This is a genomic window from Paenibacillus sp. FSL k6-2145, from assembly GCF_037976585.1.
GTDB lineage: Bacteria > Bacillota > Bacilli > Paenibacillales > Paenibacillaceae > Paenibacillus.
Genome location: NZ_CP150267.1, coordinates 2,050,067 through 2,062,148, shown reverse-complemented (window position 1 = coordinate 2,062,148; position 12,082 = coordinate 2,050,067). Strand labels below are relative to the sequence as shown.

The 12,082-nt window shown below is 44.8% G+C and carries 6 protein-coding genes; 3 read left to right on the top strand and 3 right to left on the bottom strand.

Annotation, left to right across the window (positions count from 1 at the left end):
- Positions 1-20: 20 nt before the first annotated feature.
- Positions 21-1,106: a 5-methyltetrahydropteroyltriglutamate--homocysteine S-methyltransferase gene (locus NZ043_RS09015; RefSeq protein WP_339311554.1), complete on the top strand. Its 1,086-nt coding sequence runs from the start codon at positions 21-23 to the stop codon at positions 1,104-1,106.
- A gap of 28 nt (positions 1,107-1,134) precedes the next feature.
- Positions 1,135-2,625 (top strand): aldehyde dehydrogenase family protein, encoded by a 1,491-nt coding sequence (locus NZ043_RS09010; protein ID WP_339311552.1) that lies wholly within the window; start codon positions 1,135-1,137, stop codon positions 2,623-2,625.
- A 160-nt stretch (positions 2,626-2,785) separates the two neighbouring features.
- Here NZ043_RS09010 and NZ043_RS09005 read toward each other — a convergent pair whose 3' ends face one another.
- Both NZ043_RS09005 and NZ043_RS09000 read right to left on the bottom strand, forming a co-directional pair.
- Positions 2,786-3,238, bottom strand: coding sequence for a HEAT repeat domain-containing protein (locus NZ043_RS09005; RefSeq protein WP_091035293.1), 453 nt, complete (start codon positions 3,236-3,238; stop codon positions 2,786-2,788).
- Between the two features lie 91 nt (positions 3,239-3,329).
- Positions 3,330-4,295 (bottom strand): YndJ family transporter, encoded by a 966-nt coding sequence (locus tag NZ043_RS09000; protein ID WP_091035296.1) that lies wholly within the window; start codon positions 4,293-4,295, stop codon positions 3,330-3,332.
- A 406-nt stretch (positions 4,296-4,701) separates the two neighbouring features.
- On the opposite strand from NZ043_RS09000, the gene NZ043_RS08995 reads away from it, so the two are divergent.
- Positions 4,702-10,992 (top strand): Ig-like domain-containing protein, encoded by a 6,291-nt coding sequence (locus NZ043_RS08995; protein ID WP_339311549.1) that lies wholly within the window; start codon positions 4,702-4,704, stop codon positions 10,990-10,992.
- 213 nt (positions 10,993-11,205) lie between these two features.
- Here NZ043_RS08995 and NZ043_RS08990 read toward each other — a convergent pair whose 3' ends face one another.
- The gene (locus NZ043_RS08990) at positions 11,206-11,832 is read right to left on the bottom strand and encodes a hypothetical protein (RefSeq protein WP_133386393.1); all 627 of its coding nucleotides are present in this window, start codon (positions 11,830-11,832) and stop codon (positions 11,206-11,208) included.
- Positions 11,833-12,082: the final 250 nt, after the last annotated feature.

The window sequence follows — 12,082 nt, the reverse complement described above, 5'->3', positions numbered from 1 at the left end:
AGTTAGAAGGAGAAATAGTTATGATACCATTTCGTAATGATCATGTAGGTAGCTTTCTACGTCCTGCAGATTTAAGTCAGGCACGTGAACAATATAAATCAGGCAACATCACATATGAGGAATTAAGAGCTGTAGAAGATAAAGAGATTATTCGAATTATTGAAAAGCAAAAGGAAAATGGCGTATTGGCAGTTACGGATGGTGAATTCCGCAGAAGCTGGTGGCATTTTGATTTTCTGGGTGGCTTGGATGGCGTAGAGTTGTATGAGCAAATAGACGGACCAAAATTCCATAATATGCAAACGCGCAAGGGTGGAATTCGTGTTATTGGTAAAGTTGATTTTTCGAGTCATCCTTTTGTTAAGGATTTTGAGTTTTTGAAAAAGCATGCAGGTGATGCAGTGGCGAAACAGACCATTCCAAGTCCCAACATGCTTCTATATCGGTTGGAAAATGGCGCCAATATCTATACGGACCGGGAGCAATTCCTTCAGGATACGATTGCGGCGTATCAAAAAGCCATTCAAGCTTTTTATGATGTGGGATGTCGATACCTGCAATTAGATGATACCGCTTGGGCAGACCTATTCTCAGAAGCTGGTCATGATAAGCTGCGTGCCAAAGGTCTGGAACCGGCAGAAGAGTTGAAAACGATGCAGCGAATGATTAACGAAACTTTAGCTCATAAACCGGCAGATTTAGTTGTGACGATGCATATTTGTCGTGGTAACTATAAATCAAATTATTTCTCAACGGGTGGTTACGAGTACGCTTCTGAAGTTATCTTTGGTGGCTTAAACGTAGATGGATTATTCTTGGAATTTGATGATGAGCGCTCAGGTGGCTTCGAGCCTTTACAATATGTGAATCGAAAAGATTTGAAAATCGTGCTTGGTTTACTTACTTCGAAAACAGGCGAGTTAGAGGATAAAGAACAGATTAAAGCTCGGATTGCAGAGGCGGCAACCTATGTACCACTTGAGCAACTTTGTTTGAGCCCACAATGCGGCTTTTCTTCCACGGAAGAAGGCAATATTTTAACGGAAGAACAACAATGGCGTAAACTTCGTTATGTGAAGGAAATTGCAGAAGAAGTTTGGAATTAATCCATCTAAATAACGGAGGGGATGCAAAATGACGACGCAAGCAGACCAAGAGACAGTTATCGTTGAAGCGTTCATTAATGGTCAAAATGTAAAATCCCTTTCGCAGTTAGCAAAAGAGAATCCGACAAACCCATCCGAGATCGTAGGCTATTTCCCTGTCACTACGAGAGAACAAGCGGTTGATGCGATTGAAGCGGCGGCAGGGGCTTTTAAAACATGGAAGCAGATCTCCATTGATGAACGCATTATTATGATGCGCAAGGCGATCGAGAAGATTAGAGCAGCTGAAAATGAAATTGTTCATTTGCTGTCCAGAGAGCATGGCAAGCCCCTATATGATGCACACGGTGAAATTTATGTTTCGTTAATGTGGATGGAATTTGCTTGTAATGAAGCCAAATCGGCTCTACAGGAAGAGATCAAAGAGCATGAGAATGGTAAAACGATTCTTACCTATGATCCAATGGGTGTGGTGGCAGCGATTAGTCCATGGAACTATCCCATTGCTTTATCTACCATTAAGATCGCTCCTGCCTTGCTTGCGGGCAACACGATTGTGCTTAAACCCAGTCCATTTGCACCGCTGGCGGCAGCGAAGGTGGCAGAGATTATTGCGAGTGAGTTCCCGGCTGGTGTAATCAATGTCGTTCATGGTGATGCAGATGTGGGCGTTGAACTGACTAGTAATCCTCATGTTACTAAAATCGCCTTTACAGGTGGAACCGCGACCGCTAAGCATATTATCAAAGCAGCTTCGGAAACGATTAAGGATATGACACTTGAGCTTGGCGGCAATGATGCGGCGATCTTCTTGGAAAGCTTTGATGTACATGATGAGCGAGCCATGCGCCGGATTGTCATTTCTAATTTTTTGACAACAGGACAGATCTGTATGATCGCCAAACGTGTATATGTACACCGTTCTATTTATGATGCGTTTGTGGAAAAATATATCGAGGCGGCTAATCGCTGGATTCGAATCGGTGATCCATTTGATTCGAATACGACAGTAGGTCCGGTTAATAACCTGAAGCAGAAAGATTACGTGCTTGGCTTGGTTGAAGATGCACAAAAGCGCGGGGCTAAGGTCATCCCTCTCGGTCAAATTCTTGATCAGAAGCTGTTTGACCAAGGTTACTACCTACAACCTACGCTTGTCTTAGGTTGCGATGTTCATGATCCGATTGTAGTGGAGGAACAGTTTGGTCCTACGGTTCCGATTCTTCCATTTGACGATGAAGAGCAGGTTATTCATCTACACAATGAAAGCATATATGGATTGACGAGTTCTGTGTGGGGGAAAGAAGAGGATGCCATCTCCGTCGCACGTCAACTCGAAGCTGGAACGACCATGATCAATACAGCTGCTGTTCAGGGTCTTGACGTTCGGTTCCCTTTCGGTGGCTTTAAGCAATCTGGTATTGGCCGTGAATACGGCGCCGAAGGGATCCGCACGTATACAGAAAAACATGTCATCAACGTTCCGAAGACACTGGATCTTCCTTATATACCTGAATAAATTTTATATCACATAACTTCGCATCGTACAGGGCATGTACATGTGAAATTAAATGTAGGTTCTAACTTTACTCTGGTGACAATCAAAATAATAAGAAATAAAGAAGCCACTCCATTTTTTGGAGTGGCTTTTTATTCAGCTATTATACGGTGAATGGCGGCTATCTTCTACCTAGTGTCTCCCAAATTCCATGGAGCCAGGCGTCGAACTCAGCATCTTTGTCGCCCTCGTAAGTATCATAGAGATCCAGACGTGTCTTTTGCAGTTTTTCCTTAAATTCCTCAAATGTGTGACCTTCAGGAAGGCTTTTTTTGATCCGCAGCAAAATTTTGTTAGTACCTTTAAACAGCTCGCCTTTGTTTTTGGCAGGCATTTGTACATCTTCATCCAACTGTTTCAGCTTGTGATATGCAGCTTCACGCACCTGGAACACTTGATCATTTTTCAAAACATGCTGAAGTAACTTAATGGTAGGGGCTGTATCCCAGTTTCCCAATTCGTTCACCGCATTCAGTCTGTCTCTCCAGCTTGACGTACGGTTAGCCGCTCGTTTGAGCTCTTCAAAGTTCTCCGGTAGTTCGTTCACTGCTCCAACTTCATGGTTGTTCGTCAAAATTCAATCTCCTTAATCATCGCCATCTCGGCAGAATGATGAATGTTATTTATGTGATCACTATTATAGCACGAACCTGACTAAACTACTCCTATGAAGCCGATTGGTTAGCCTTTTCCTTAACGAAGTCTACCATGAACACCCAACCAATTAGTCCACATAAGACAAAACCAAACGCATGCAGAGATCCATAAATGGGAATAAAATCGCGTATGGTTAATGAGTACATATTTTTCAGTAACGGATAGAAGATGGAAATGACAACCACCGTGTAAAAGGCTAGACAAGAAAGGCCTAAGAAGAAGGCTGCCTTAATATCCAAAGCATTTTTCCTCAAGTAAGCAAGGAGATAAGCTGTGTAAACCACAATATTGCAGGCGAACAAACCGACACCAATGTATTCAATCGGCTTGGAGAAAATCATACCAATAGCAATCAAGATGGGTCCGATGATATCGACGGCAACAACCCAGGGATACCAGCTTTTCTTCGTCATGATGCGTCCCAGTTCACCAATGAAAATTGGAACGATTGCAGATGAGAAATGAAAGTGAACCGAGCTTAACGCGTGCGTTGCAGGATTAGCTTGAAAGAGGTTCAAATGATATTGATATAAGGTAAACCAAATGCCCCCGATGAAAAAATAAACGAGCCCCGCACCAATTGCTATTTCCGCTGCTTTTCCTTTAGCGATCACAATAGTGGTCAAGCCATAGATGCCAAGCAGCAGTGTGAACAGTAGCCACCCAAGGGACAGAATTCCTGGCATTGCCGTACTTTCTAACCCCCACATTTTACTACTCATTACCGAAGCTAGAGTAAGAAGCGCAGCGGGAAATTGAAGCCACTTCATAGCGGCATACATCAATCGTTGATATGTATTCTTCGCGTCATGATCCAAAAGTAAAATCACAAGAGGCACAATAACGAAAGCCGCAAACAGTAGAAATTTTTCAACAAGTTCGAATGGAAAGTAATCCAGATAAAATATCAGAATGGTTATGATACCACCGGGAAATGCGGGTGATTTCATGAGTTGCTTCAAGGAACTATTCATGGGGCTTCCTTTCTAACCTACGTCTATCGTAAGATCTGCCTGCATTCAGTTATGTCGCGTTTAATTAGTATAGAACGGCAATTCTCCTTCTAGTAGATTAACACAGTTATATGTAGATATATAAGAATAAATCCCCTCAATAACAAGACTTCATTCTTCAAATCCCAATAAAATTAATGCATTTTTTGTGATTCAACCAGGCAAGGGCAACTGTCATCACATTCTTGTTCAGTTTTTGTTTAGAGTTAATGATTATACTAAAATTCGCAACAAATCTGGAGACGGGAAGAAGGTAATAAATGTTGCTATAGTTCTTTTTGAACAGTGTAGGTTATAGACGAAGAAACACAAGAAGTTTGCTGTATTAGGGATCATTATATTTCAATTTTGTACGGAGGCACTAGATATGAACAACGATGGCTTTAGAAAATTTATTTCAATTGCGCTCACGGTCTGTCTAATATTTGGGCTTAGTGGTCTTACTCCTTTAGACGGCTCAGTGGCCAATGCGGCAATCGCTCCGACTATGGCGGAGACGAACTACGACCAGTACCAAGTCAAGTTAACTGCCGACCCGGTGACGGATGCGCCACCTAGCGGTTTTGGCACAGCGGCATCAGACGGACGTATTTGGACTGACAAGAGCGTTACGGCAGAGGGTGATGGCAGTTTTAATGTCAAATTGTCAGCGTTAGCACAAGAATATATGACCGCAAATTCGACCAATCCAGGTGTCGGAGGGAGCGGCAATGCTGACGGTCCTGCGGCGGACGTAACCTTTATTTTGGACATGAGTTCGTCTATGGGAAATCTAAATGGGAGAGAAATAGCAGAAACAGCAGGTGGACCTGGTGTGTACTATCGTGTGGAAGCGATGGCCAAGGCAGCCAACGATGCAATCCGCACAGTCATGGATGCCAATCCCAATAACCGCGTTGCGGTTTATTGGTTTGGAGGATCGGCTAGCTCCAACCACCTCGGCACGTTTATGGAACTAGGACACTACGTATTTAGTTCAGGACATGGAACGGAAGATTATTTGAAATATGCAACATCGAACCAAAACATCACATTGAACAGCAATCTAGTCAAGGATGGTACGGCCGTTGGAACGAAGTCGCCAGTCTCGCTAGGGGCAGGTACGCCAACGCAGGACGGTATCATGTATGGCGTCTCTAAGACGATGAGCAGTGTTGGAACTAAGGGCACGGGACCTAAGCGCCAGCCTTACTTGTTCCTTCTATCAGATGGGGCGGCAATTCATGCCAAGAAGGCATGGTATACTTCGCCCAAAGGCAAATCGTTTGAAACGGAATTTCAAAATGCAGTAACCGAAGCTACAACGATTGCAAACTACAATCAGAGTGGCACTGATGGTACCAAATACGTACCAGCTACTGCCGGTACCAGTCTGGCCAATACAGGTGATCCGGAAATTGCTGCGTTGACTATACTCACGGGCGCATACATGAAGGGTCTTTTAGATACTCAGTACACTGCATACAATGGAGGAGAATCCACTAAGGCCAAAGTGTATACAGTGGGACTGGGTTCCACAACGGCAATTAACGGACCGTATAGTGGTAGCCAGCCAGTCTATGCATGGGCAGGTCTTGACCCGAAAAGAGTCAACGATAATAAGGAAGACAGTAGTTATAACTATGGTACGGCAAAGAATACCTATGACAAGCTGAAAACGTATGCTGCTCAGGGGCCAAATGGTTTTAACTACGCAGATTCTTTTGTCTACAGTAATTATTACACATTCGCTCCAACCTATGACATTGTCAGTTCAGCTTTTGCTGGGTTGGCCAATGATGTAGAAGCTACTACGACCATACTTCCGCTTCTCAATATACCGGAGACTACCGATCTTGGCTCAGAGACAGCCGATATAGCAAGTGCAATTGTTGTTGCAGACGAAATCAGCGAGGACTTTAATGTTGATCTGTCCACGTTGAAAATCGGTGACGCTGTCGCAACGGTGGATGCAAATACAACGATAAATGGCGGTACAGCGTATCAATTTGCTGGATACGGAAGTAAAGCCGTCATTAAGACAGTCGCAGGTGTTACCAGTCTCACTTGGTATATCGACGCGGAAGATATGCAACGGCATATTTATCGCTTCAAGAACCGGACAAGCCCAAAGTCGGGAGAATATAGTGCACCAACAGACGGTTCATTTGCACTCAACTATAAAGTAAAACCTACTTTTCAGGTATCTCCCAATAATGTAGGAAACATATCTCGCTACTTGAATTTAGGTAATGCCATGGATGGGGCCAAAACAGCAGCTTATTTCTTCCCGCCTACGGACAGCCCTTACTATCTTGCTTTAACGAGTAAGCAGACGATCTCCAAAACAGATGGAATTGGTGCAACTTATGTAACCGAGGAGTCACTGAATAATGGAAGAGCGACGATGAAACTTGGAAACAACGGTAAGCTTGATCTGAAGATGGGGATTGACAAGACAGGTCCCACAACGGTTCAGACCAACGGATCTATAGACTACACAGTTACAATCTATAACTATACGAATACGACAAAAACAGGTCTTAGTGTCACCAGTGAGGGCCAAACACAAACGGGAATTGATGTACCCGCGAATAGTAGTAAGGTGCTGAGCTTCACGAAAACGGCACCAGGTACACCGCAAACTGTGATCAGCGACAATGCTGTAATTTCGGGGATGAATCTTGGCTCTAATACAGTAACTACCAATGTAACGGATGTGACAATAGCTGTGGTCACCACGCATGTCATCGAAGCCATTGGAGGCACGACTGAAGGGGATAATACCTACAATATTGGTGACTCAGCAACAATTAAGGCAAGCGCAGATCAAGGATATGCATTCGTGGGATGGTATGACAACCAAGCAGGTACAGGTACTCCAGTAAGTACAAGTGCAGCATATACGTTTACCGTTCAGACGGATGTAGGCTATTATGCTAAATATGTTATGCTGCCAGTCGCGGAGAATGACACGTATAGTGTCTTAAGAGGAGATACGCTCACCGTTTCGGCACTAGAGGGCATCTTGATGAACGATACGGATGCGGAGGGACGTCCACTTACGGCGGGGGCTATCAGCTCTGTCAGCGACCCGAGCAAGGGCACTCTGAATGTAAGTCCTGACGGATCATTCACATTCGTGGCAGATGAGGAAGCGTCCGGTAACGTTACGTTTACTTACCAAGCAGACAATGGCATCGCCCAGTCAAACGTAGCTACGGTGACGATTGCGATTACTCTACCAGTTTCTACGCATGAGCCTATTGCGGAGAATGACACCTATCGCATTAAGAGTGGAGATACGCTCACTGTTCCAGTTGAGGCAGGTATACTCACGAACGATACCGATGATGAGAATCATCCGCTTACGGCGATGAATGTCAGCTCAATCAGTGATCCAAGCATGGGCACGCTGAATGTGAGCCCTGACGGATCGTTCACGTTCATTGCGGAGGAGAATGCTTCCGGTAATGTTACGTTTACCTATCAAGCCTTTGACGGAACCGTTTATTCGAGTGTAGCTACGGTGACGATCACAATTACGTTGCCAATCAATACACATGTCATTGGAAATGTCGGGGGCACGACTAATGGTGACGATGCTTATGGGCTTGGCGAATCGGCAACAATTGCGGCTAACCCAAGTCTGGGCTATTCATTCGTGGGATGGTATGAGAACGAAGAAGGCACAGGCATTCCAGTAAGCACGGATGCGTCATACACCTTTACTGTTCAGACAGCCGGAGACTATTATGCAAAATTCAGAGCGGTGCCAGTTGCCGAGAATGACAGCTATCAGGTTGCAAGAGGGGGTAAACTTACTGTCCCGGCGGAAAAAGGAATTTTACTCAATGACACTAGCGCAGGGAATGATACGCTCACAGCAGTGAATATTAGTTCAGTTAGCGACGCAAGCAAGGGTACGCTGACGGCCAACTCGGATGGCTCATTCACGTTTGAGGCAAAAGAGGAAGCATCAGGAAGTGTGACGTTCACGTATCAAGCTTCTGACGGAACAGGTCAGTCCAACATAGCTACGGTGACGATCACAATTACCAACCCGAGCATTGTTGGAACGGTGACGGATAAGAAAACCGGAGACCCGGTATCCGGGGCGACAGTCATTTTACGTGACCTTGCAGGTAAGGAAAAGGAGCGGTTCACGACAGGTTCAAATGGTAAATATAATTTTGAAAATGTCGTGATCAATAAATATATTCTAGAAGTGATTAGCGATAAGTACAGCTTGGCTCATCGAGAAATCTCAGTATCCACGGTCAACGTTAATACGAATGGAGTTGTCATCCAGGACTTTGAGCTTGTCGAGTTTGAAATGACGTTGACGGCCAACCCATCGTCCATACTTGGTAACGGCACGTCAACATCTGTCTTTAAGGCGGTGGTGACTGATAAAGAGGGTAATCCTCAGGCAGGGGTCCAAGTTGTATTTAAAGTGCCGGATACAACATACGGCCATTTTGCTGGGGACTTGAATACGATAAGCGTCTTGACGGACGCACACGGAATCGCAACTACAACCTTCACGGCGGCTATACTTGGCGGTACGGAATCTGCATCTATACCATTAACGGCAACGGTTTCTGACAGCCCAAGAGATCTCTATGTGAGTGATACGATTCATATTACGATCACCCCTGGTGTTATTACGGGTATTGTCACAGACCAAGCGGGTCACCCCGTAGCAGGCGCTTTGATTAAAGTGAGCAAAGATTTTGATGGTGATGGTATTACTGATTTTCATGCTGTTGCAGTTACAGCGGGCGATGGGGCATACACCCTAGCTATACCGCAGGGTAATGTGACATACAATGTATCCATTACAAAGCAAGTAGAGATTGGTGGACAGAAAAAATCCGTCACGTTTAATCAGAGTGTTCCAGTAAATGCTAGTGTGGATGGTCGATCCTTTGAGGGGAATAAAACAGTCTCTGGTGTTGTCTTGGTGGAAACATCGCAGGGTGGCTCCCTGGCACTCAACGGAACTGTGGGCGGCGGTTACACGGTGTTGATCAATGACGGCAATGGGACTCATACAGGCCAAATTGATTCCAATGGAATATTCAATATCGACAGTGTACTTAAGGGCATCTACACTGCCGATGTCATCTATAACATTCCGCTCCCGGGCGGTGGAACACAACCTGTTGTTGTTGGTCGTGCTGATATTGAAATCAGTTCAGACGGACAAATCAGCATTAGTGAGGTGCTCATTGACCCCTACGGTACAATTACCGATTCCGTGACGGGTCATCCAATATCCGGTGCAATCGTTACACTTCATTACAGCAACGGAACGGTGGTCAACTTGCCACCTGTGAGCAGCTTCCCGCCAGCGGATAACGCGAACCCGCAGACGAGTGATGCGACTGGGCAGTATGCGTTCATGGTATTTCCGCATACGGACTACTACTTAACCGCGACCAAGGCAGGATATAAGAATTTCGACAGCAGAGTTGTCGATACGAACCAGCCGCTAATTCATGTAGGTACGGAGATCGTGCTGTACGACTTTAGCATGACGCCACTGCCGTCATCCAACGGAGGGGGCTCTCCAGTTGTAACGACTGATCCTGTAGGGCCACCAGTCACAACGACTGAGCCTGCACCACCGAAGACCATAACGACCAAGCCCATTGATCTTGCCACAGCTATCCTTGTGGACAAAATGAAGGGCAGAGAAGACGATATTCTAACCTTCACCGTGATTTACGCCAATAAAACGTTGACTGAGGCTGATGGCTTGTATGTTAAAGCTACTATCCCGGCGGGAATGAGTTTAGTTGATGCAAACGGCGGCGTCGTTACGGGCCAAGAAATAAAATGGATTGTTGGTAAGCTGGCAGGAGACACACGTGGCCAATTGACGTTTAAACTAAAGGTTAACGAAATGACCGAAGGCGAGAACTATGCTTCTGTTACGGCTGTTGTTGGCTCAGATCATAAGCTTACGCTTGTGAATACGCAAGACGATACGTCCTTGATTAAAGTGATGTTGTACTCTAACCGTTATGAGCACAAACATGATCGATATATTATGGGGTACCCAGACGGTAATGTGAAACCTGAAAAGCTCATCACTCGTGCAGAGATTGCAGCTATTTTTGCCCGGACACTTCATTTGCAAGATGAGGTTCGACACATCAAGCTGTACAGCGATGTCGCTACGGATTACTGGGGTGCCGATTATATCGAAGCAGTTGCAAATAAAGGGATATTCAAAGGCTATGCGGATCTTACATTCAGACCGGATCAGCCCATTACAAGAGCAGAGCTAGCGACAGCCATTGCTCGTTATCTCGGCGTTGCCAAAGAACTCAAGATGGACCATACTTTGAGAATCAGCTCGTTTACAGATATTGAGGGGAACTGGGCGGAGCAGTCTATCGATGAAGTTTTCCGTTTCGGTATCGTATCAGGGTATAAGGATGCTTCTTTCCAACCTGGAAGTCAGATTACCCGAGAGGAAGCCGTTAAGATGATTAATGGGATGCTGTATAGAGGTCCTCTGACTGGAGCAGAACCTTCATATCCGGACAACCGTTTGGACAAATGGTCATATGGACATGTCGAGGAAGCCACAAGAACCCATACGTATAAAATTAATGAAGATGGCTCGGAAACGATGATCAAGTATATCCCGGAAGATCTGTGGTAATTTTGCATCGTGAATACACTCAAACTTAGTAATAAGTAAGTGCACGCTATCTTAAACTAATCTGAGGGATCTCATTAGATTCCTCAGATTTTTTTGCTATCTGGTTATGTACATACATATTGGTGAGTGGACCCAAAAACGTTAGACACAAAAAAGAGCCGCAAATCATGCGACTCTTTTTTGTCTTTCTGTACATTCGAGTTCGTTTCCCTTTTAACGCCCGCCCGTATTCGAAGCCCAGACAGGAATCCAACTATTCGGATAATTGCTATTGGTCAGGGTTGTGTTATAGAGAACTAAATTCCCATCACTTTGCATGACCAGTGTATCACCTGTTGTGTTAGCCGGTAAGCTGCTCCCGTGATGACCTGGAATCCATGAGGTGGTATTGGGAGACCAAGCAGCTACCTGTACAGAAGTATCAATCATCAAAACTTTATCCCATCCCCAACCGGTGTAATATTCGAATTTACCTGTAGCCGGGTTGAAACCATAACGATAACCATATTGGTAAACGTCTTGATATTTCATGCCATATTTATAGATGACAGGTTTCCCGTACTGTGATTCAAAGTTGAACGAAAGAGCCCCACTGTTACTAGTTCCGCTACTCCAGAGAGAAGAACCGTTTTGATAGATAACAAAGTTCCCGTCATTCTGCCAAATGGCTGAAAATCTACCATCTTGGGAGGTGAGATAGTCACCCTTCGCCATGCTTTGACCGATCGTGAGCTTATCACCAAGATAGCCGGCAGAAGCTGATGCTGGTACGGCAAATGCAAGGATCAACAAGCAAGCCATAAGAATGCGAAATGATCTGGGGAAAAGTTGTCTGTTCATTGGACACGCTCCTATGTTCTTTATAAGTGGTAGTTATAGGGAAAATCGATATATAATGCTCTCCGGGGTCACCTCCTTTAATAGGCAGTAAGTTGCTTGAATACATCGTATGTAAATGGATATGTGTTAACTAGAGTTGAGGGAGATGGAGGTCCGCGGAGGCTTACTATCATAACTGCCCTTACATGTGATCACAAAACGAATATGACTTTTTATCCCATTATATCAACTAAAAAGATAAAATACATAA